At 40.5% G+C, this 22,560-nt stretch carries 25 protein-coding genes; 7 read left to right on the top strand and 18 right to left on the bottom strand.

Going from position 1 to position 22,560, the window contains the following annotated elements; all coding sequences use genetic code 11:
* Position 1: 1 nt before the first annotated feature.
* Both ACR2F3_RS01695 and ACR2F3_RS01690 read left to right on the top strand, forming a co-directional pair.
* The gene (locus ACR2F3_RS01695; RefSeq protein ID WP_432708251.1) at positions 2-1,336 is read left to right on the top strand and encodes an ABC transporter permease; all 1,335 of its coding nucleotides are present in this window, start codon (positions 2-4) and stop codon (positions 1,334-1,336) included.
* Positions 1,337-1,342: 6 nt separating this feature from the next.
* Positions 1,343-2,269, top strand: a complete 927-nt coding sequence (locus tag ACR2F3_RS01690; RefSeq protein ID WP_432708250.1) for an exopolyphosphatase — start codon at positions 1,343-1,345, stop codon at positions 2,267-2,269.
* Here ACR2F3_RS01690 and ACR2F3_RS01685 read toward each other — a convergent pair.
* The 16 genes from ACR2F3_RS01685 to ACR2F3_RS01610 form a co-directional block, all read right to left on the bottom strand.
* The gene (locus ACR2F3_RS01685; RefSeq protein WP_432708249.1) at positions 2,255-2,824 is read right to left on the bottom strand and encodes a Maf family protein; all 570 of its coding nucleotides are present in this window, start codon (positions 2,822-2,824) and stop codon (positions 2,255-2,257) included. The two genes, ACR2F3_RS01690 and ACR2F3_RS01685, sit on opposite strands and share 15 nt — an antisense overlap.
* Positions 2,825-2,900: 76 nt before the next feature.
* Complete coding sequence (locus ACR2F3_RS01680) at positions 2,901-3,332, bottom strand: hypothetical protein (RefSeq protein WP_432708248.1); 432 nt, start codon at positions 3,330-3,332, stop codon at positions 2,901-2,903.
* A 95-nt stretch (positions 3,333-3,427) separates the two neighbouring features.
* A complete protein-coding gene (locus ACR2F3_RS01675; RefSeq protein WP_432708247.1) occupies positions 3,428-3,955 on the bottom strand; it encodes a KdsC family phosphatase in 528 nt (175 codons plus the stop codon).
* Positions 3,956-3,960: 5 nt separating this feature from the next.
* Positions 3,961-4,203, bottom strand: coding sequence for a Fe-S cluster assembly protein IscX (gene iscX, locus ACR2F3_RS01670; protein ID WP_432708246.1), 243 nt, complete (start codon positions 4,201-4,203; stop codon positions 3,961-3,963).
* A 16-nt stretch (positions 4,204-4,219) separates the two neighbouring features.
* Positions 4,220-4,552, bottom strand: a complete 333-nt coding sequence (locus tag ACR2F3_RS01665; protein WP_432708245.1) for a 2Fe-2S iron-sulfur cluster-binding protein — start codon at positions 4,550-4,552, stop codon at positions 4,220-4,222.
* A 40-nt stretch (positions 4,553-4,592) separates the two neighbouring features.
* Positions 4,593-5,360: a Rossmann-like and DUF2520 domain-containing protein gene (locus ACR2F3_RS01660; RefSeq protein ID WP_432708244.1), complete on the bottom strand. Its 768-nt coding sequence runs from the start codon at positions 5,358-5,360 to the stop codon at positions 4,593-4,595.
* A 35-nt stretch (positions 5,361-5,395) separates the two neighbouring features.
* Positions 5,396-7,867, bottom strand: a complete 2,472-nt coding sequence (gene ccsA, locus ACR2F3_RS01655; protein WP_432708243.1) for a cytochrome c biogenesis protein CcsA — start codon at positions 7,865-7,867, stop codon at positions 5,396-5,398.
* 8 nt (positions 7,868-7,875) lie between these two features.
* Complete coding sequence (locus ACR2F3_RS01650; RefSeq protein ID WP_432708242.1) at positions 7,876-8,307, bottom strand: cytochrome c maturation protein CcmE; 432 nt, start codon at positions 8,305-8,307, stop codon at positions 7,876-7,878.
* Positions 8,308-8,490: 183 nt separating this feature from the next.
* Positions 8,491-9,912: a Glu/Leu/Phe/Val family dehydrogenase gene (locus ACR2F3_RS01645; RefSeq protein WP_432708241.1), complete on the bottom strand. Its 1,422-nt coding sequence runs from the start codon at positions 9,910-9,912 to the stop codon at positions 8,491-8,493.
* Positions 9,913-10,060: 148 nt separating this feature from the next.
* Positions 10,061-10,279: a CcmD family protein gene (locus ACR2F3_RS01640; RefSeq protein ID WP_432708240.1), complete on the bottom strand. Its 219-nt coding sequence runs from the start codon at positions 10,277-10,279 to the stop codon at positions 10,061-10,063.
* A 133-nt stretch (positions 10,280-10,412) separates the two neighbouring features.
* Positions 10,413-11,078, bottom strand: a complete 666-nt coding sequence (gene ccsA, locus ACR2F3_RS01635; RefSeq protein WP_432708239.1) for a cytochrome c biogenesis protein CcsA — start codon at positions 11,076-11,078, stop codon at positions 10,413-10,415.
* 39 nt (positions 11,079-11,117) lie between these two features.
* Positions 11,118-11,777 (bottom strand): heme exporter protein CcmB, encoded by a 660-nt coding sequence (locus tag ACR2F3_RS01630; protein WP_432708238.1) that lies wholly within the window; start codon positions 11,775-11,777, stop codon positions 11,118-11,120.
* A 3-nt stretch (positions 11,778-11,780) separates the two neighbouring features.
* Positions 11,781-12,188 carry a hypothetical protein gene (locus tag ACR2F3_RS01625; RefSeq protein WP_432708237.1) on the bottom strand — a complete coding sequence of 136 codons (408 nt, stop codon included), beginning with the start codon at positions 12,186-12,188 and terminating at the stop codon, positions 11,781-11,783.
* 3 nt (positions 12,189-12,191) lie between these two features.
* Positions 12,192-12,524, bottom strand: a complete 333-nt coding sequence (gldC, locus tag ACR2F3_RS01620; protein WP_432708236.1) for a gliding motility protein GldC — start codon at positions 12,522-12,524, stop codon at positions 12,192-12,194.
* A gap of 7 nt (positions 12,525-12,531) precedes the next feature.
* Positions 12,532-12,837 (bottom strand): hypothetical protein, encoded by a 306-nt coding sequence (locus ACR2F3_RS01615; protein WP_432708235.1) that lies wholly within the window; start codon positions 12,835-12,837, stop codon positions 12,532-12,534.
* Positions 12,810-14,120, bottom strand: coding sequence for a DEAD/DEAH box helicase (locus ACR2F3_RS01610; protein ID WP_432708234.1), 1,311 nt, complete (start codon positions 14,118-14,120; stop codon positions 12,810-12,812). Before ACR2F3_RS01610 ends, ACR2F3_RS01615 begins: the two co-directional genes overlap by 28 nt.
* 58 nt (positions 14,121-14,178) lie before the next feature.
* On the opposite strand from ACR2F3_RS01610, the gene ACR2F3_RS01605 reads away from it, so the two are divergent.
* The 5 genes from ACR2F3_RS01605 to ACR2F3_RS01585 are packed head-to-tail and all read left to right on the top strand — an operon-like array spanning position 14,179 to position 20,551.
* Positions 14,179-15,513 carry a dihydroorotase gene (locus ACR2F3_RS01605; protein ID WP_432708233.1) on the top strand — a complete coding sequence of 445 codons (1,335 nt, stop codon included), beginning with the start codon at positions 14,179-14,181 and terminating at the stop codon, positions 15,511-15,513.
* A gap of 2 nt (positions 15,514-15,515) precedes the next feature.
* Positions 15,516-16,637 (top strand): DUF3810 domain-containing protein, encoded by a 1,122-nt coding sequence (locus tag ACR2F3_RS01600; RefSeq protein ID WP_432708232.1) that lies wholly within the window; start codon positions 15,516-15,518, stop codon positions 16,635-16,637.
* Between the two features lie 39 nt (positions 16,638-16,676).
* Positions 16,677-18,533 carry a molecular chaperone DnaK gene (gene dnaK, locus ACR2F3_RS01595; protein WP_432708231.1) on the top strand — a complete coding sequence of 619 codons (1,857 nt, stop codon included), beginning with the start codon at positions 16,677-16,679 and terminating at the stop codon, positions 18,531-18,533.
* A gap of 38 nt (positions 18,534-18,571) precedes the next feature.
* The gene (locus ACR2F3_RS01590; protein WP_432708230.1) at positions 18,572-19,528 is read left to right on the top strand and encodes a zinc dependent phospholipase C family protein; all 957 of its coding nucleotides are present in this window, start codon (positions 18,572-18,574) and stop codon (positions 19,526-19,528) included.
* Positions 19,529-19,579: 51 nt separating this feature from the next.
* Positions 19,580-20,551, top strand: a complete 972-nt coding sequence (locus ACR2F3_RS01585; protein WP_432708229.1) for a YpdA family putative bacillithiol disulfide reductase — start codon at positions 19,580-19,582, stop codon at positions 20,549-20,551.
* A 42-nt stretch (positions 20,552-20,593) separates the two neighbouring features.
* Here the strand turns inward: ACR2F3_RS01585 and ACR2F3_RS01580 are convergent, their stop codons facing one another.
* Both ACR2F3_RS01580 and dnaN read right to left on the bottom strand, forming a co-directional pair.
* Positions 20,594-21,253: a VTT domain-containing protein gene (locus ACR2F3_RS01580; protein ID WP_432708228.1), complete on the bottom strand. Its 660-nt coding sequence runs from the start codon at positions 21,251-21,253 to the stop codon at positions 20,594-20,596.
* A 76-nt stretch (positions 21,254-21,329) separates the two neighbouring features.
* A complete protein-coding gene (gene dnaN / locus ACR2F3_RS01575) occupies positions 21,330-22,454 on the bottom strand; it encodes a DNA polymerase III subunit beta (RefSeq protein WP_432708227.1) in 1,125 nt (374 codons plus the stop codon).
* Positions 22,455-22,560: the final 106 nt, after the last annotated feature.

The raw sequence follows: 22,560 nt of genomic DNA, 5'->3' as shown, positions 1-22,560 counted from the left end.
CATGAATAAAGTACTACTTATTATACAAAGAGAATACCTGTCGCGCGTTAAAAAGAAGTCCTTCATTGTAATGACTTTACTCACCCCATTGATTATCGCCATTTTTTATGGCATGATGTTCTACTTCTCCTACAAAGGGGTAAGCGGCTCACACAATAACATTGCGGTGATCAACGAAAATGCTAACCTCACTGAACAGCTGGTCAACAACAAAAACCGGACTTACACCTATGTGAATAAGCCGCTGAAAGACATGAAAGCTGAGTTAGACAAATCTGGCTTCGACTACTTGTTATATATTCCGCCTTTTGAACTTAACCAGCCACAGGGCATTCAGGTACTGGGGAGCAAACAGGCTGGACTGACCTTATCAAGCAACATCGCTAATGACATCGAAGACCTGATCAGCAACCAGAAGTTAAAGGCTTCCGGAATTTCACAGCAGGACCTGGATAAGTTAAAAACGGCTGTAGACATTGACACGAAGAAGATCAATGAACTGGGTTCCGAAGAAGACTCCAGTGCGGGTGCAAGTACCATTATTGCTTATGTAGCCGGTATTTTGATGTTCATGTTTATCATGCTTTATGGAATACAGGTGATGCGTGGGGTAATTGAAGAAAAAACAAGCCGTATTGTTGAGGTGATGATCTCCTCGGTGAAACCCTTCCAGCTGATGATGGGTAAAATCATTGGTATCGCCCTGGTGGGCCTTACGCAGTTTTTACTATGGATTGTATTAACCGCCAGCATATCTACGCTGGTGATGAAGGTATTTGTAGACAAAGACACCCTGAAAGAAGCAACCGCAGCATCCAGCAGCGTGCCTAATGGAATGGTGAACACACAGCAAATAAATACCGCAAGTGATGATACTTTTGCCAATATCCAAAAGAGCGTAGCCAACCTCAATGTGGCTAAAATCGTAACGGTATTTATCTTTTTCTTTTTGGGTGGCTATTTATTCTATAGTGCCTTGTATGCGGCCATTGGCTCTGCGGTAGACAGCGAAACCGAGACCCAGCAGTTTATGTTCCCGGTGATGATGCCGCTGCTTTTAGGATACGTCTTGTCCTTAAGTGTGGTGACTAACGATCCCTATGGTTCTATGGCTTTTTGGCTTTCTATGATCCCCTTTACCTCTCCTATTGCCATGATGGTGCGTTTACCTTATGGCGTTCCGGATTGGCAGCTGGCTTTGTCGATGGCACTACTGATCATTGGATTTATTGGCACGGTTTGGGTAGCATCGCGCATATACCGCGTTGGTATATTAATGTATGGCAAGAAAACCAATTTCAGAGAAATGATGAAATGGTTTACTTATAAAAATTAAGCGCAAATGAAAGCAGGTGTTATCGACATCGGAACAAACACGTTCCATTTAATTATAGCAGATTTCTCCAATGGGGAAGTCGACATCACCTATAAAACAAATGTACCGGTGAAGCTTGGCGAAGGCCGGTTAAACGAAAACATCATTATTCCTGAAGCCTTCGAAAGAGGGCTTCAGGCTTTAATTGGGTTTAGTGAAACCTTAAAAGAACAACAGGTGCAGGTTGTGAAAGCCACAGCTACCTCGGCGGTACGTAATGCCAGCAACGGACCCGCATTTGTGCAGGCCGTTAAAGAACAAACTGGAATTGATATTGAAGTGATTAGTGGCGATGCAGAAGCAGACTTTATTTTTAAAGGCGTACAGGCCACTGGTGTCATTACAGACACCACCCTAATTATGGATATTGGCGGAGGAAGCACGGAGTTTATTCTATGTAATACGAAAGATCTGTTGTGGAAAAAGAGTTATGACCTTGGTGCTGCGCGCTTATTACAGGCTTTTTTTAAATCGGACCCTATCAATGAGGCCGATCAATCAGCGATCATACATCATGTAGACCAGCAGGTAAATGAACTAAAAGAAGCCTGCCAGATACACCAGCCGAAAGTATTAGTAGGTTCTGCGGGTGCTTTTGAGACATTCGCCGTGCTGCTGCAAAAAGACCTAGACCTGAAATCCCTGGCCTGGGCTCCCCTATCCATGGAAGGTTATAATCGACTCTCTACACAGCTAGTGGCTTCTACCCATGCGCAAAGGGCAAAAATAAAAAACCTGATCCCTTTAAGGGTGGATTTAATTGTGATAGCAGCGCTGCTTACCGATTATGTGTTAAAAACTTTTGCAATACCGGAACTTCGGCTGTCTACTTACGACCTGAAGATGGGTGTATTATATAGTTTATTGCAGGAACACCAATTAAATCGCCGATAAGGCCGAGTATAATTTTTCTGTTGGTAGTCCCATCACATTGGTATAGGAACCTTGTATCCGCTCTACCGCAACCATACCGATCCAATCTTGTACGCCATAGGCACCCGCTTTATCAAACGGGTTGTAGTGATCGATATAGTATTGAATTTGTTCTTGTGTTAGGGTTTTAAAATATACCTCGGTGACATCGTAAAAAGACAACAACTGTTCTGCATAAAGCAGGGAAACGCCGGTATAAACTTCGTGGCGGCTGCCAGACAGTTTGCTGAGCATTTCCAGGGCATGTACCGCATTTTCTGGTTTTCCTAGAATCTCATTGTCGTATGCCACAATGGTATCCGCTGTAATGACGATGCTGTCTTCGCGGTCTTCCAGAAAGGCATTCGCCTTTTTCTCTGCAATGTATACGGCTATTTCTGCAGGGCTTAGTCCTTCAGGATAACTTTCGTCTACCTCCTTTAACACTACCCTGAAATCAAGATCCATTAAGGCTAATAATTCCTGGCGGCGTGGAGATTTGGAAGCAAGGATGATGGGTAGACTCTGCGTATACATAAATTAAATTTGTGCTAAAATAATAAAAGCGGCCGTTAAGCCGCTTCTATTTCCTAAAAAAAACAAAAATTAACAATTACATTTTCTTCATTTCATGGTGCCTGTCATGTAAACCTCTATGACCTTTACCTTTGAAATCAGCACGTCTTTTTTCCATTTTAGCTTTACGTTCTGCTTTCATGGTATCATATGCTTTTTGCTGGTCAGGAGTGAATACAGACTGCAATTTTTTCTCATTTTCTACGCTCTGGGCTATACGTTTATCACGTTCAGCTTTTTGGGCTTTTCTAGCAGCGATTCTTTGTTCTTGCTGTTCTTTAGCCTGCGCGGTATAGATGTCTAATACTTTCGCTTTTTGTGCTTCAGAAAGCTTAAGGTCTGCTGCTAATTTTTCTGTTTGTTTTTTCGCCCTATCTTCAGGGGATATCATTTTGCGATTTTCTGTCTGTGCGTTAGCCATGGTGAATACACCAAGTGCCAATCCGCAAACCATTACTAACTTTTTCATATGTTATGTTCTATGTGTGTGTTATGGATTAGAGGGGGCAACAGCAGGAAAGGTTTAAGCGTATTTTGTAACGTAAGCGTTACATGATTTAAATGCTACTTCGCAGCGTCGCTGGCGTCAGGGTTCTCATCGAACCAGCGGCCTTGAATTTTAAGCACTTTTTCAATCACATCGCGCGCAGCGCATTTACCACCGGGAAGCGGTGATATATAGGTAGAAATGGCTTTGATCTCCTCCACGGCATCCGCCGGACAGGTCGGTAAGCCAACCAATTTCATCACTTTATAGTCGGGAATATCATCACCCATGTATAACACCTGTTCACGGTTAATCCCGTTTTGCAGGAGGTATTCTTCAAATACTTTTACTTTATCAGAGACGCCCAGGTAAGCATTTTCAATGCCTAAACCCGCAAAGCGACGGCGCATACCCTCGCCACTACCGCCTGAAATGATACAGACCTGGTAGCCCTTTTTTACGGCCAGCTGCAGTGCATAACCATCTTTAATATTAAAGGAACGCAAAAACTCACCGCTTTCGGACGCGAGAATATTACCGTTTGTTAAAACACCATCCACATCAAATATGAAGGTGGTTATTGCTTTGAGTTTTTGCAGAAACATACTAATTAATCCTGGTTATCGCGCCACTCGTAAACCCAGGCAGACTGGATTTGCTCCAGGTGACCTTCACTACTTTCCTCGCGGGTACCTTTGAAATTTGGTAATTCTAATACCCACTCTAATAATTCTGTAAACCTGATCCGGTAGATTTTGGCCTCATTAAATTCATCACCAAACTTTTCATAAAGCTCCTGAGCGATATCCTCATGGTCATTCCAATAAATTGGCAGGGCAAACTTGTCTTGCATATTTTTTTATTCTTAATTAGTGGCCTAAAAATTCTGATTGATCTGGGATAGTAACTTCGATGTCGCCATCAATAATCACACATTGACACCCTAAACGAGAAGTAATTCTCGGACGAACGGCACGGTCAATAAAATCCTCTTCTTTGTCTGAAATTTCCTGGATGTTTTCCATCCCTTTAGTTACGTAGACATGACAGGTACTGCAACCGCAAACACCTCCGCAGTTATGCTGCAATTCAATGCCATGATCAAGGCAAGCGTCAAGTACAGATTCCCCGCCTGCGATTGGAAGTTCCACGGGTTCTTTACCTTTTTCTTCGAAGTTTATTCTTAATTTATAAATACTCATAATTTGTTGTCAAAAATAAGCAGCAAAAATGGCAATTGTGTTATAGATATGTTTTTTTAATGCTTTTGCTTAATGTTTCGTAAATATCGGTTAACATGGGGTTCTCCTGTATCATTGCGAGATGTCTTTCCATGGTGGCTTCATCTCCCCTCCTTGCCGGACCAGTTTGAACTTCGTAAGGCATTGCGTTTTGCACTTTAGCCGCTGTTTCCAGAATCAACGGCTTTAAAATATCGAAATTCAATCCTTTACGTTCTAGTAAACTTGCGCTCAGGTGGTATAAATGGTTTGTAAAATTGCAGGCAAACACAGCGGCAAGGTGAAGTAACTTGCGGTCTTCACTGTTTACCTCATACACAAGGGTACTTAATTTAACCGCAACCTGTTGCAGCGTTTGGAGATCGTCTTTTGAACCTGCTTCCAGGCAAAGTGGAATTGTCGAAAAATCCACCGGACGGCTTTTAGAAAAAGTCTGCAATGGATAAAGCACACCGTAGCGATTAATACCAAGCTCTTCAAATACCGATAAGGAAGTTGCACCGGCAGTATGGACTACCATCCCCTTTAATCCCTTTAACTGTCGTACAACAGATTCAATGGCGTCGTCATTAATGCTAACGATGTAAAGATCTGCTTCGCGGTTAAGCTGCTCCAGGTGATCAATAGCCTGGCTATTTAAAACACTGGCCAATGCGCGTGCATTGGCCAGTGTTTTACTGTAAACTTGTATAATGTTGGCCCCAGTGGCTTTAATAGCGCAAGCCAGGTGTGTTGCTACATTTCCGGAACCGAGACAAACTACTTTCATATATTAATCGTTAGCCTAACAGAAACCAACTGGTATTACTTACGCGGGCTCAACTCTTTCTTTCTTCTTACAATAGCAATACAGAACCCGATTACCATCACAATGGTACCTAACCAATATAAGTTAATGAAAGGGAATTCAATTGATTTAAATACTACCCAGTCTTTTGCTTGTTGTGGTTTTTCGTATACCTGTAGTTCCATTTTATTCTCTTCAGGAATAATTTTGGTAAACCTTAAGCGTAAACCTAAATCATCAATATTCCTTGCAAAGTCGAACGTATTATTTCCCTTAACTAGAAATAAAGGTTCTGCTTTATAGATTCTACCGTTTAAATCCACTTCTAATGGCATACCTACAGCAATATCTTTTGGATCAAGCTTTAGATCTTTCACTACAGGCTTAGAGTTAAGTGATTTCACCGTTATTATCCCACTTGCGGTATGAATAGTATCACCCACGCTTACGTTTAGGATTCTTGGCGCTTTATAATTCTCTTCTTCGGTATGTCCTTCATGATCGCCATGTTCTTCGGCTTTATCTGGAGCACTGGTAATGTGGGTATAAATATCCCTTGTAAAGTAATGTTTAGTATCAGGAGAAGCAATTAAACCCATTTTTTCGTTCACCTGAACGTGTGGATTTAAATCAAAGTCTTCCTTTACTTTACCCGTTTTTTCATCTATTACTTTGAAATTTAGCTTATAATAGGTGTTCGGTGCAATGGTGGTATCACTAACATAGGTAACGGTGTAACGCCCCATTGTTTTTGGTTCATTGCGGTAAAGCACGATATTCTGACCTGGTTTTTCAACCTTTTCAAAGTCCTTTACAGGAATAAAGTTAGTTTCATTAATAGACACAGGATTGCTTGTTGCCGCTGCAACAAGTGCACCTAATAATAACATGGCAAAACCAATGTGTGCTACTGCAGCACCTACTAATTTACTGCGACCACCCAATCCTTGTGTAACTACACGTGCATTGGATAAAACAGCGAAAATACAACTAAAAGAAAGCAGGATGTACATCAAATTAGTGTACACGTCTGTAACCCATACAAACAAACCTGTTACAACAACTGATACCAATAAGGACGCAATCAGGCTGCTATAAAATTTACGTGAATCTGTTCTCTTATATTTCAGGAATTGTGAAAAACCAGAAATCATGGTTACCAGAATGGCAAAAGGAGCCTGCCACTGGTTATAATATTTGATGGCATCAATTGGTGGGGCAAAGTTTGTCCCAAATGCAGCATTAAATACTGGTACCGAAGTAGAGAAAATAACCTGTATACAGGCAACCGTAACTACAAGTGCACCAATAAACATCCAGAACTCTCTTGAATACGTTTCTTCATCCTTAGTGGTAATTGGAAGTTCTTTCCACCTCCAGATTAGTAACACAGTTGGTATGGTCAGAAATACAACATTATATAAAATAAGGTGTCCAAACATACCCAAATCGGTAAACGAGTGAACTGAAGTATCTCCAAGAATACCGCTTCTGGTTAAGAAAGACGCATACAACACCAATACGAAACTTAATACCACTAAAACATATGCAGTAAAGAATGCATGACCTGTATTTTTAAAAGCGATCATGACATGAATACCACCAATTAACATCAACCAAGGAATGATAGATGCATTTTCAACCGGATCCCACGCCCAGAAGCCACCAAAATTCAGTGCTTCATATGCCCAGAAAGAGCCCATAATAATACCGGCACCCAGAATCATCACAGCAAACAATGCCCAAGGCATAGCCGGTTTAACCCATTCTTTATATTTCCTTAACCATAAACCTGTTACGGCATAAGCAAAAGGCACAACCATACTGGCGAAACCCAGGAATAATGTTGGCGGGTGAATAACCATCCAGTAATTTTGAAGTAATGGATTCAACCCGCGTCCGTCAGTTATAAATTTCAGGTAGTTTTTAAAGTTTTCAGGATCGGCAAAAACTGCTGGGGCCATCGCCCTAAGGTCAGACGCTTCTCTTAACAGGATGAATGGCGTACTGCCTATACGCATGCCGAAAATCTCCACACCTAAAAGCATAGAGCTCAAAAATAACTGCGAAAATGCTACAACGGTCATTACACCACTTTCCCAAGATTTAGCTTTCCAGATTAATAATCCGCCAAGTAAACCTTGCCAGAATGCCCATAGCCAGAAACTACCTTCTTGTCCTTCCCAGAATGCCGAAACGATATAGTAAACTGGTAAAGCCTTAGATGAGTGCCAATAAACATAAGAGTATTCGTTATAGTGGCCTAAAATCAGGTAAAACAAAGTAATACCAATACCTATAACACTACCTATATTGACAAAAAAGGAGATCCTGCCAATTCGTTGCCAGGATTTTTCCACTTCAGGTTGTTTACCTGTTGCAAAAAAATAAGAGATAGTAGATAAAAGAGCGGAAGCAAAAGCCAGGACAATAAGAAACTGTCCGATCTTACCGGGGAGGAGGTTCTCTCCAACAAATTGTATATCCATTAAATAAGTTAGTTGTATTGTTTTGCCTGTCCTTCTTGTTCGTCAACGGTGCCATCCTGGTTTACTTCCACCAGGTTGTCGTTATATTTTGAAGGGCATTTCATCAATATTTTAGTAGCGTAGAAAGTATCATTTTTCATTTCTCCAATAAGAACCAGTTTTTCAGATCTTTCGAAATCCTGCGGTTTAGCACCAATGTAAACTACTTTGTTTACATCGCCTTTTTCATCTCTCATATGAAAAGCGAAATGGTTGGCATCTTTTTGTGCATCGTAATACATGCCTTTTTCCTTTTCCCAATACCCCATGACGTGAAATTCACGAGATTCTTTGGCAGCCTCTTTAAACGATGAATAGCTACTGGTGTCAGCGTTTAGACTAAACAGTACGCCCACGCTAATAGCGATAGTAATTAATCCTATAATTGCACTTTTTCTCATTTGTTACCTATTAGAAGAATGACAACAAAGATAAAAAATATACCTACCTAAACACTTTTCGGTGGATGTTAATACACATGTTGACAATTTATTGATAGTTCTCTGACAAATAGATAACTCAGAAATAATATTACATAAAAAAACCCCAGCCAATGCTGAGGTTTATATTTAAGGAGATCAGGCTTATGGCCAAATACCAAGGTTCATATAAGAAACGGCAATTTTATCGATGGAACCTACAAAAGCAGCAGTTCTTAGCGTTTGTGTAGCTGGTTTTGTCATTAACACCTCTCTGATTTCATGGTAAGAATGGATCATGGTATCTTCAAGTCCGGAATTAACCAATTCTAACTCTGAAGCCCCTTTAACTAACATCGAGCGGTGCTCCGCTGGAATACTTTTTCCAGTTAAAGATTCAAGCGTGTTAATAAGATTAGCGTTGGAATTCTCCGCATAACGATTTTCCATACGGCCAAATGCCACGTGAGAAAGGTTTTTCAACCATTCAAAGTACGACACCGTTACCCCGCCAGCATTACAGTACATATCTGGAATGATTATGCCACCCATCTGTGTAAAGATTTCTTCTGCTTCCGGAGTTGTCGGTCCATTGGCACCTTCAGCAATAATTTTAGCTTGTATGCTTCTAACGTTATCTTCAGTAATCTGATTTTCCAAAGCAGCAGGCACCAATATATCACATGGTTGCGCTAACCCTTCCATGGAATTTTTAAATTCTACAGCACCTGGAAAACCTAAAATAGATCCTGTTAGTTTACGGTGAGTAAACACTTCGTCGATATTTAATCCGTCAGCATTATAGATGGCACCTTCATATTCACAAAGACCAACAATCGTTGCACCAAATTCTGTTAAATATTTTGCAGAGTGGTAACCTACATTACCCAAGCCCTGAACGATAATTCTTTTGTCGCCTAAACCAGCAGTTAAGCCTAATTTATGCATATCTTCTGCTACATTCACGCATTCTCTTATAGCATAAGCTACACCACGACCAGTGGCTTCTTTACGACCACGGATACCATGTAAAGCAATTGGTTTTCCAGTTACACAACCAAGAGCATCCAGCTGACCCGGATTCATAGTCATATACGTATCGGCAATCCAACTCATTTCACGCTCACCAGAACCATAATCAGGCGCCGGAACATCAATACCAGGACCAATAAAATTCTTTTTAATGAGTTCAGTAGTGTAACGACGGGTAATGGTTTCCAGCTCTCCAGTGGTATAATTCTTAGGATTAATCTGTATCCCTCCTTTAGCGCCTCCAAACGGTACATTAACGATTGCACATTTGTAGGTCATTAAAGCGGCTAAAGCCATTACTTCATCTTCATTAACCATCTCACTGTAGCGGATACCACCTTTGGTAGGACTCATGTGGTGAGAATGCTCTACACGCCATGCATGAATCACTTCAAAACCATTTCCTCTACGGATCGGGAATTGAAAACGATACACACTGTTACAAGCTTTTATTTGTGTAAGCAACCCTTCAGGGTGAGAGGTAAATTGCGCGGCACTGTCAAAATTTTTACAAACATCTGTAAAAAAATTAGTCTCGATTGCGGTATTCAACATTATGAGTTTTTTATGAATTAAGTTAATTCGTTTTTTTATGCTGCAAAATTGCATTAAAAAAAACGATTATTGCAACTCTGGAATCCCTTAGTGTATCCAAAACACCAATGTAAATTAACCAGAAAAACACGGTAAACCGTGTTTTAAATTAGTTTTTAGCAGTAGAATTTTTTTCTAACTTTTTTAATCTCCTGTCTACAGTAAATAGGAACAAAAGCAAACCAAGTAAGATTACCAGTACACAAGCCACCACAACATATATTTTTCCGGAAGAATAAAAGGTTTCGGTTACTGTAGAAACTTCATTTTGTGCGAATACTTGCAAAGTAATCATTAACAAGATTACCGTTGTCGTCATTGTTTTCATTCTTTATGTGTTTTTATAGGTAATGAATCAAATACAAGCGATGTTCTGGATTATTAAAACATTCGCTTCTGATGATTTCACCAAATTATATCTATTTAGAACTGCATGTTACAAATACAGTTAATTTCAAGCTTTAAAGACTGTTGTTGCGTTTTTGTTCCAATATACGCGTACGATAAAGGAGTGTATAAATCCAGTAGCCCACCAGAATCCAACCTATACATGCAGGATAAAAGATCATCCGCATACGTGAATCGAGGTCATAAGAATTGAAGCCAGGATTACCGCCGTTTCCTGGATGTAATGAATCAGATAATCTGGGTAACACAAATAACAGCACTACCATCATTGGAAAGGCAAAAATGTTATAAATAGCAGAAATTTTTGCTCTTTTTTGTTCTTCGTCAATGGCGTTACGCAATACCAGGTATGCAAAATAAAGCAGCAAAGCGATGGCAGCAAAGTTTTGCTTCACATCAAAACTCCATGCTTGTCCCCAGGTAAATTTTGCCCAGATTGCTCCGGTTACAATCCCCAGAATACCGAATATAATTCCCGTATTCACACTTTCAACAGCCTTAATATCATTGTCTGCATGACCGGAACTCAAATATTTAATACTGTGGAATACAGATACACTAAATAAAACAATCATGCTAAACCACATGGGTACATGAAAATACAGATTTCTAATACTTTCATACAATATTGGCAACATGGGCACATCGCCTAAAAAGCCAAATATCGTTGTGAAAACAACCAATACTGCACCTAAAATCTTCCACCAGGACTTATACATTTATATATAGTTTTAATCTTTCAAAGGTAAACATATTTACTAATCCCGCCATAAGTAGGGAAATAACAACAAAGAAACCGCCATCACCAGCACATTTACAACCAGCAACAAGCCGATTTCGTCTAAACTTACACTGCGATCTAACCCATCAATAGCATTCTTGGTTAATTTAATCAAGATAATTAATACGGGAATAATAACAGGAAAGCTCAATATAGCCATGAGCATACCACCGTTCCCAGCTTTGGAGGAAATGGCCGACACCATGGTAAAAATGGTAGAAAAGCTTATGCTTCCCAAGAGGGTGGCTACGATATACAACCCGAGGTCTTCAGGAACATAATCAAATACTAACATGTAAAAGCACAAAGCAATAACCGTTAACAACATCATCAACAACACGTTGTAAATTGTCTTTGAAATGATAAGCGCTAGCGGACTGGCAATGGTATAGATATAAAGCTGCCTGCCCTTACTTTCCTGTAAGAAACTTTTCGATACTGCATTGATGGAAGCAAATAACATAATAATCCAGAACAAGGCATTCCATGTAATCGGATTAACGCTGATCAGGGAAAGAAAACATACAAAAATGGTAGATACTACATACAGCAGAACCCCATTTAAGGCATATTTTGAACGCCATTCCAACAGCAGCTCCTTTTTTATAAGGTATTTAACCTGGTAGATCAGATGCATGTATTAAACTTCTTTAATTACCTTGGGTTTAGGCACAGCGATAAGCAAAAGTGCCCCCGCAACAATAACATACCAACCCCATTTGTATTTAACGGTACCGGCAGCCAGCGAAATCAACTTCTTAAATCGGATAAAATGAAATGTATCGTGTACCTTAAAATAAATCCCCGCTAAACTTAAGGCAACCAGGAACAATGCTGCCCAACCTGTAAACTTTAGCAATGCCGGCTTTTGAAGGAACGCTCCAATAAATCCAATTAATACCAAAATATAAAAAGCAGAAGCCAGCCTGAGATCGACATCGAAATAGTTCCAATTACCCATCACCGGTACACGCAACAATGGACAAAATCCACCGATAGCCATAACCGCCGCCCCGGCAATTCCTTGATTTCTTACACTTATCAACACTTGTTATTGTTGTTTAATGTCCATTTTATCAGCAAAATGCGCACAATAATCGCGAAGATCTTCTACGATAAGGGTTTCGCCTGTAGCTTTTAAAAAGCTATCACCCATGGTTTGTAAAGTTTCATAAAAAAACCTCTTCATCTCATCTACTGGCATATCTTTCGTCCAAAGATCAATACGTAAAGAGTTTTTGTAGTTATGATCCCATAAGGCCAACATCATGGATTTTACAGCTACCTGCTCCTTGGTTACCGAATCTGTAGATTCCCACACCATGGTTTCAGGAACATTATTATCATCAAGTTCTACTGTGATTTTTATCTCCGCTTTCTTCATTTTTGTTTTAAAATACTAGGGTTTTTATAATAAGAATCATGACTACTGTAAATACAATAAGAGCAGTTTCCACGATCCATAAATTTTTTAATATAGGAATTGACCTCCTGAAAATAAGATCTGACACAAAGGAAACCACAGCTGCCAATATACACAGCATAAAAAATAAATCGTTAAAATTGCGATTTACCTGGCCTTCAAATCCCTCAAGCACAAAAAATCCACAGGCCACCAAACAGATGGCTGTAATAAGGTTTAACGGTGTTACCCTAAATTTAAACCTTTCTATTTTTTGAACTTCTTCTTTTTCCAAGGTGTCTTATCAGTTTTCTTAGGTGCCGGTGCATAGACTTTCTTCTTCTCATGAAAAGCACCCATAAACGTGGGATCGTCTTTTCTTTTCTGCAGATCTATTTCCTTTGCTATCTGTTGGCGTTCCTCATAAGGTGTTTCTTCTACAAATACATCTGCTGGCAAAGCTACAACAGGAATCGTCTGTCTGATTAACTTTTCTATCTTCTTGATGTAATATTTCTCAGCTTCCGTGCAAAAAGTGATGGCAATACCGGAGCTGTATGCCCGGCCTGTACGGCCAATACGGTGTACATAGTCTTCAATGATAATTGGAACATCAAAGTTGATTACATGACTCACTTCAGAAACATCGATACCGCGAGATGCAACATCAGTTGCCACCAATACCCGCACATTACCTTCTTTGAAACTATTAATGGAGTTAATCCGGGTGTTTTGTCCTTTATTTGCATGGATTACCCTTACGGCTTCTGCACCGAACCTGCGTTCGATAAAGCTGGCTATGTTATCCGCTACTGTTTTTGTCTTGCAGAAAATAATCAGTCTTTTTACTTCTTCATCATTTTTCAACAGGTTTTGCAACAGGTTAATCTTAGTTTTAAAATTAGGCACCTCATATAAAGATTGTGTAACGGTGGCTGCAGGGGTAGCCTGTTGCGAAGCTTCAATAATAGTAGGGTGTTTCAGGAAATCACCTGCTATCTTTTGTACCAAATCACTCATGGTAGCAGAAAATAACAGATTTTGGCGCCTGCGGGGCACTACTTCCAGAATCCGGTGAATGGAACCAATAAACCCCATATCCATCATTTTATCTGCCTCATCGAGCACTAAAAACTTAATGTATTGGGTGTTAATGTGTCCGGCAAGGTAAAGATCAAGAAACCTGCCTGGGGTGGCAATAATTAAATCCACACCCTCTTTAAGTTTAGCAATCTGGGATTTAGGGCCTAGGCCACCATAAATAACGGCAGATCTCAGGTCAGTATATTTTGAGAACATTTGAACATGTTCGGCAATCTGCATGGCAAGTTCACGGGTTGGCGCAAGGATTAAAGCCCTCGCAGCTTCGCCCTGTGCGTATTTCAACTGCATTAGCATCGGTAAAACATAGGCGGCAGTTTTGCCGGTACCTGTCTCAGCTATACCACATATATCCTGACCGGATAATACTGGGGCTATAGCTTTTTCCTGAATAGGTGTTGCGAACGTAAACCCCGCATCCTCAACGGCATTTAAAATTTGTCGGTTAAGATTAAACTCTTCGAATTTTTTGGGCATTTTGCAAATATACGTTTATTTATAGGATGCCTAATTACATTTTTATAGATTTGGGGGCATGGATACCTTATTGATAAAAGCGGCTACATTAGTTAACGAAGGTCAAATCTTTGTTGCTGATGTATTGATTAAAGACGGATTAATCGAAAAAATTGCTGGAAGCATCGACTACCCTGGTGCTACAGAGATCAATGCCGAAGGCTTACATCTTTTGCCGGGAATGATTGACGACCAGGTACATTTTCGCGAACCGGGCCTTACACATAAAGCCGACATTTTCTCAGAAAGTATGGCGGCTGTTGCAGGAGGAATCACTTCATACATGGAAATGCCCAATACCGTTCCAAACACCTTAACACAGGAACTGCTTGCTGATAAGTATGCCATAGCCTCAGAAATGTCACTGGCCAACTATTCATTTTTTATGGGGGCCTCCAACAACAACCTCGACGAAGTATTAAAAACAGACCCCAAAACGGTGTGCGGAATCAAAGTCTTCATGGGCTCCTCAACGGGCAATATGTTGGTGGATAATGAAATCGTACTGGAGAATATTTTCAAAGAAGCGCCGATGTTAATTGCTACCCATTGTGAAGATGAAGCAACCATTCAGCATAACCTTAAAGTTTATAAAGAAAAATACGGGGAAAACCTCACTATAGAAATGCATCCGCTGATCCGTAGTGCCGAAGCTTGTTACCTATCCTCTTCCATGGCTGTGGAGCTGGCAAAAAAGCACAATACGCGTTTACATATTCTGCACATTTCCACAGCAAAAGAAATAAGTTTGTTCAGCAATACCATACCACTGAAAGAAAAAAGAATCACTGCTGAAGCCTGCGTACATCATCTGTGGTTTGACGATCAGGATTACGCTAAAAAAGGAAACTTGATTAAATGGAACCCCGCAGTGAAAACGGCGGCTGATAAAGCTGCCATTTTGCAAGGTGTTCTCGACGGACATATTGATGTGATAGCTACCGATCACGCGCCACATACCTTGGAAGAAAAACAACAGCCTTATGCACAGGCTCCTTCAGGAGGACCTTTGGTGCAGCATGCGCTGTCGGCATTACTGGAAATGTACCACCAGCAAAAGTTATCCTTAACTCAAATTGTTGAAAAAACCGCGCATAATGTAGCCGATTGTTTTAACATCGACAAACGGGGATATATCCGCGAGGGCTATTGGGCAGACTTGGTCTTGGTAAACCTGAATGATCCTGTTACAGTTACTAAAAACAACCTGTTTTATAAATGTGGCTGGTCGCCATTTGAAGGCCAAACTTTCCAGAGTGAAATTACGCACACTATTGTTTCTGGAAACCTCGCTTATACTAAAGGTAAATTTACAACCAACGAAACTGGAAAAAGATTAAACTTCAGCCGTTAACAATGAACCTGGCATACAGAAAAACCTGGCGGCAATTGCTAGTGTTAAGCCTGCTTGCAGGCCTGGTTTTTCTGTGGGGTTTAAGCCCTGGCCTTGTTGAAAACCTGTATGCCAAATTGATTTATCCAGTGATTTCTGTTAGTCTTAGGACAATCAGTTCACTTGTGCCTTTTCCGCTGGGCGATGTCCTTTACCTTTTATTAATCAGTTATGTGGTGTACAGCTTATTTATCTTTGGCAGGAAGCTTTACAAAAAGCAAGTTCATAAAGCCGAAGCCTGGCTGGCTGCCATGCAAGCGATCAGATTTACCCTTATCCTATATATAGCTTTTAAACTGCTATGGGGACTTAACTATTCCCGCCCGTCTATTTCACACCAACTTGGCATCAGCAACGATAGGTACAGTGAAAAACAACTGGTGAAGTTGACACAGCTGATCATTCAAAAGGTTAACCATCTAGAAAAGCTGCGTTATACATTACCCACAAGCCAACGGAAAAAATACAGCATAGATACGTTAGCAGCGCGTGCAAAAGCTTCGTACGATAAGTTAAAACAGCGACAACCATTTTTCGACTATAGAGGCCCTACAGCAGTTAAGCCCGTCATAAACAGCTGGATGATCACCAAAATCGGACTGGAAGGTTATTACAACCCGTTGTCGGGTGAAGCCAATGTAAACATGCTATTACCGGCCGTTGACCTTCCTTTTGTTACTGCACATGAAATTGCACACCAGCTTGGTGTGGCACGTGAAGACGAGGCCAATTTGATAGGTTATCTGGTGGCTACCAACAGCAACGACCTTAATTTTCAATATTCAGGATATTACGCGATTTTACGAAACATATTATTTGAAATCAGGTTAATCGCCCCAGATCAATACGAAGCGCTCTATAAGTCAATTAACCCAAGAACTATCGCAGATTATAAAGCAGGCATTGCTTTCTGGCAAAAACACAACAACCAGATGTTTGGATACATGAGTGCAACACTGGATAGTTTTCTTAAAATAAACAACCAGCACAAAGGTATTGACAGCTACCAGGACATTGTGTTATGGGTATACAACATACACCAGGAGGAATTAAAACAATTTAAAGACAAAACATTACAGCCTTAACACAAAAATCACTTAAAACATTCCTAAATTTGCCAGACTATGGCAAAAATATCCATCAACCTGGCTACAGGTTCTTTACAACAAGAAGAGATCATCGTTGGTATTGATTTAGGAACCACCAACAGTTTGGTTGCTTTTATCAATCCTGAGAAAAACCCACAAGTGATTAACGACATGGGCAAAGGTCTGCTGGTCCCTTCTGTAGTTCATTTTAATGAACATGGTGATGCCTTAGTAGGAAATGAAGCGAAGGAGTTTTTAACAACAGACCCTGAAAACACTATTTTTTCTGTTAAAAGATTGCTTGGACGCTCGTACAAAGACGTTGCAGATCACCAGGACACTTTTTCCTACAAAATTATAGATGACGATAATGATGCATTGGTTAAAATAAAAGCAGGGAACCGCTTTTATACACCTATTGAATTATCGGCAGAGATATTAAAAGAATTGAAAGCGAGAGCTGAACATGCGTTAAAAACACCGGTTAACCGAGCGGTCATTACCGTTCCTGCTTACTTTAACGACAGCCAACGTCAGGCTACACGTGATGCAGGGAAACTGGCAGGACTTGATGTATTACGAATTGTTAACGAGCCTACCGCAGCAAGTTTAGCCTACGGAATAGGTTTAGACCCTACTGAACATAAAACCATTGCCGTTTACGATTTAGGTGGTGGTACCTTTGATGTTTCCATCCTAGCCATTCAGAACGGAATTTTTGAAGTTTTATCTACCAATGGCAACACCTTTTTAGGTGGCGATGATTTTGACCGTGCCATTGTTCATTATTGGATCGAGCAAAATAAATTAGATGAGGCGGCATTGCAAGCTGATCCTGGTTTTATGCAGCAATTGCGCTTAAAAGCAGAAGAAGCGAAAAAAGCATTGTCTACACAAAATATTTATAACGAAAAGCTGGGCGATATCTGGTGCAGCATTACCCGCATTACTTTCGAAGAACTGATTCGTGCTAAAGTTCAGGAAACCCTTGATTCTTGTGAAAAAGCATTGAAAGATGCGAAACTAACTACAGCTGACATTGATGAGGTGGTAATGGTAGGCGGCTCTACCCGCACGCCCTACGTAAAACAACAAGTTACCGCATTTTTTGGACGTGAAGCCCATGACCAGATTAACCCTGATGAAGTGGTAGCTTTAGGCGCCGCCATACAGGCTGACATCTTAGCGGGTAACCGTTCTGATATTCTTTTATTAGATGTCACTCCCCTATCTCTTGGTATTGAAACCATGGGTGGTTTGATGGATGTGATTATCCCGAGGAATGCTAAAGTACCTACCAAAGCAGGACGCCAATACACAACCTCTATTGACGGACAGGTAAACATGAAGATTTCAGTCTTCCAGGGGGAACGTGATCTTGTGAAAGAAAACAGAAAACTTGCTGAATTTGACTTGAAAGGTATCCCGGCCATGCCTGCAGGTTTACCTAAAGTAGACATCAACTTTTTATTAAATGCTGATGGCATCTTAACCGTTCAAGCCGTAGAATTACGTTCGGGTGTGAAACAGGAAATTGAAATCACACCTTCTTATGGTTTAACGGACGATGCAGTAGAAAAAATGTTAGTTGACAGTATCACTTATGCAAAAAGCGATGTGGAGCAACGCATGCTTATTGAAGCCAGAAGTGAAGGTGAACAACTGGTGTACACGGCAGAACGTTTCATTACTAAAAATGGACAGGTATTAACCGACGAGGAAACGTCAGACACGATTAACCATATTGATGCGCTAAAAGCAGCATTAGAAAGTGGCGATAAAGATTTAATCCTCAAAAAAGCCGATGAACTGAATGAATTTACACGTCCTTTTGCTGAACGCTTAATGGATATGGCAGTATCAAAAGCCATGCGAGGAAAAAGCATAGAATAAATTACCAACCTCTATTGGTATTTGCATAGCTTAAGTAAATGAAGCGCGTCTTTATTTACTTAAGCCTTTTTTTTATCGTGCTTAGCCTTTCTTCCTGGGGCTTTTTCGCACATATACACATAAACCGACTGGCCGTTTTCACTCTTCCCCAGGGTCCACTCCGCTTTTTTAAAGCCAATATTAATTACTTGAGTGCACATGCTGTGGATCCCGACAAGCGACGTTATGCAGATACTTCCGAAGCGCCCAGGCATTACCTGGATGTAGACCTCTACGAAATTCATCCCGATAGCATTCCCAGAAAATATGACCTGGCCTTAAAGAAATACGGCTATAAAAAGTTGCAGGAAAATGGTATCCTCCCCTGGCAAATACAGCGGAATTATGCCATGCTGGTACAGGCTTTCAAATTAAAGGATTCTTCCCGGATATTAACACTGGCTACCTCACTTGGACATTACATCGCCGATGCACATGTGCCCCTGCATACCACTAGCAACCATAATGGACAATTGACAAATCAGCATGGCTTGCACGCTTTTTGGGAGAGCCGTTTGCCCGAACTTTATGCAGAAGAATATAATCTAATGGTGGGTTCTGCCCGGTATGTTGAAAACCCATTAAATGAAGCCTGGAAGATCGTTACCCATTCTCATGGCTTGGTAGACTCCGTATTACGGCTGGAAGCCAACCTACACAGCTCATTCCCAACATCCCGCAAATACAGCTATTCCAAAAGAAACCAGGTACTGGTTAAACAATATGCAGAAGCGTACGCCAAGGCCTACCACCTGGCCATGAATAAGATGGTGGAAAGACAAATGCGCGCCAGCATACGCGCTATAGGCGCGTTCTGGTATTCGGCATGGATCGATGCCGGTCAGCCGGAATTACAACATTTTAAAAACACCGGGGAAACAAAGAGTGAATGGCAGCAACGAAAAGCAGGAGAACTAAAGTTTAAACAAGGTAAAATTATTGGCCGGGAGCCCTGAAGTGATACAAGCACATGCATAACCATGCAGAATTTCATAAATTAGCCTTTAATGGGTGTTGTAGATGTATTGATTACCGGCGCAGGACCTATAGGCCTCGCTTGTGGCATAGAAGCCAAAAAAGCAGAACTGTCTTATGTGATTGTGGAAAAAGGCTGCCTTGTCAATTCACTTTACCATTATCCGCAAACCATGACCTTTTTCTCCACTTCAGAGAAACTGGAGATTGGTGGAGTACCTTTCGTATCCATCAATCCAAAGCCTGGCAGGGCCGAAGCTTTGGAATATTACCGCAGGGTTGCACTGAAATTCGAACTACATATCAACCTGTTTGAAACGGTACAATCCGTTAAAAAAGGTGAGTTTTTTGAGATCCAGACTTCCAAAAAACATTATCTGGCCAGAAATATTATTATCTCTACTGGCTTTTACGACCTCCCTAACACCATGGACATTCCGGGCGAAACTTTACCAAAAGTATCACATTACTACCAGGAACCACACTTTTATGCCATGCAACAAGTACTCGTAGTTGGCGCCAGTAATTCAGCGGTCGATGCCGCGCTGGAAACCTATAGAAAAGGTGCAAAAGTAACAATGGTAATTAGAGAGGCAGAGGTCAGTCATCGTGTTAAGTATTGGGTACGGCCTGATATTATTAACAGAATAAAAGAAGGTAGCATCAAAGCTTATTTTAATTCGTCCTTATTGGCTATCCGGCCTGATGAAGTTGACATACAAACCCCAGAAGGACAAATTACCATAGCAAACGACTTTGTTTTAGCGCTTACCGGCTACAAGCCTAACTTTAAATTGCTTCAGGATTTTGGAGTAGCACTTTCTATCGATGCGAAGCGTTTACCCGAGCACCACCCGGAAACGATGGAAACCAATGAAAAAGGAATTTACCTTGCGGGCGTGGTTTGCGGGGGAATGGATACCCATCTTTGGTTTATTGAAAATTCCAGAGAACATGCGGTTAAGATTATCAAACACATTAAAACAAAACAGCCACTTGATTAATACATAATCAAATGGCTGTTTCTTATCTTAGTGAGGAGAAGTTTAAACGACTTCTTCCTTTTTCTTAGTCATTTTAGATTTAACCGCTGCCCATATGGCTGGCACAAAAGTAACCACGGCTATCGTGATGATAACAATGTCAAAGTTGTCTTTTACAATAGGAATCTGTCCGATGAAAAACCCTGCAAGTAATAAACTAGCAATCCAGGCAACACCACCAACCACATTAAAATAAGTGAACCTACCGAAAGGCATTTTCGCTACTCCAGCGACGAAAGGCGCAATGGTTCTGAAAATAGGAAGGAATCTGCTGAAAATAATCGCTTTACCACCATGTTTTTCGAAAAACTCATGTGACTGGTGATAATACTCGAGTTTGAGCACCTTATTTTCAGGCTTAAATACTTTTATTCCTAAAACACTTCCCAGTTTATAATTAAGGCTGTTTCCCAATATAGCCGCAGCAATTAACAGAAACATCATAATCCAGATGCTCAATCCGGTGTTGCCACCTGCAATTAAGGTACCCATAGCAAATAACAGGGAATCGCCTGGTAAAAATGGCGTAACCACAAAACCCGTTTCGGCAAAGATTATAAGAAAAAGAATTAGGTAAGTCCAGGTTTGATAATCCCTGATGATAGCCTCCAGATGTTTATCTATATGGAGGATGAAGTCTACTAGTGTTGCAAAAAATTCCAATACATTTTTATTTAAGTCCCAAAATTAAAGATATCATGGCAATAACCACGACTCTTTAAAACGGGGAAATGTCATATTAATTATAATTGTTTAACATTACAGGCATTACCAGCATTAACACATTTTCATTTTCGTTGTTAGTATGCGGTATCAATAAACCAGCACGGTTCGGTGTAGATAATTCTAATGTTACCTCGTCCCCGCTCAGGTTACTTAACATCTCGATCAGGAATCTTGCGTTAAAACCAATTTCCAGGTCTTCTCCTTCATACTGACAGCTTAAGCGTTCATGTGCCTCATTTGCGAAATCTAAATCCTCTGAGGATATATTCAATTCACTGCCATTAATTTTTAAACGCACCTGGTGTGTGGTCTTATTTGCGAAGATAACCACCCTTCTTAGGGTATTTAAGAATAAAGCACGGTCGATAATTAATTTATTCGGATTATTCGCCGGAATAACCGCCTCGTAATCTGGGTAACGCTCATCGATTAAACGGCAAACCAGGTTAATATTTTCAAATTTGAAAAAGGCGCTGGTTGCATTATAATCAACAGAAACACTGCTGTCACCTGATGGCAACGCGGCTTTTAATAAAGTCAAAGCCTTCTTAGGTAAAATAAACGACGTTGTTTTATCAGCTTTGCTGTCCATACGCCTGTATCTTACCAATTTATGTGCGTCTGTGGCAACAAAGGTAATATGTTGATCAGATAACTGGCAATACACACCAGTCATTGCCGGGCGTAACTCATCATTACTTACTGCAAAAATAGTTTTAGTAATTGCTTCGCTCAATACAGAAGCCGGCAGGTTTACTGATGATGCATTTTCAACAACAGGTATTTTTGGGAAATCATCACCATTTTCACCACTTAACTTATACTTTCCATCACCAGCACTAATTTCAATAGAAAAAGTGTTGTCATCAATGTTAAATGAAATCGGTTGATCAGGAAGTGTTTTTAAGGTATCTAACAAAATTCTTGCAGGCACGGCTACTTTTCCCGATTCTTTAGACTCCACAGGTAATGATGTGGTCATACTGGTCTGCAAATCTGTTGCAGAGATCGTGAGGTTGCCTTCTTTGATCTCGAACAGGAAGTTTTCCAATATTGGCAAAACAGTACTGCTGCTGGAAGCGCCATTAACCGTTTGTAAATGTTTTAGCAGTGTAGAAGTGGAAACTATAAATCTCATAATATGATGATCTCGAATTTTAATATTTGTAGATTCTCAAAAATATAAAAATAACCTTGCATAAGCACGATTCGTAAAAATATGTGCAAAAATAAGAAGAAAGCAT

The sequence above is a fragment of the Pedobacter sp. genome (genome assembly GCF_045627485.1).
In the GTDB taxonomy this organism is placed as follows: Bacteria; Bacteroidota; Bacteroidia; order Sphingobacteriales; family Sphingobacteriaceae; genus Pedobacter.
This window is presented reverse-complemented; position numbering and strand designations above follow the sequence as displayed.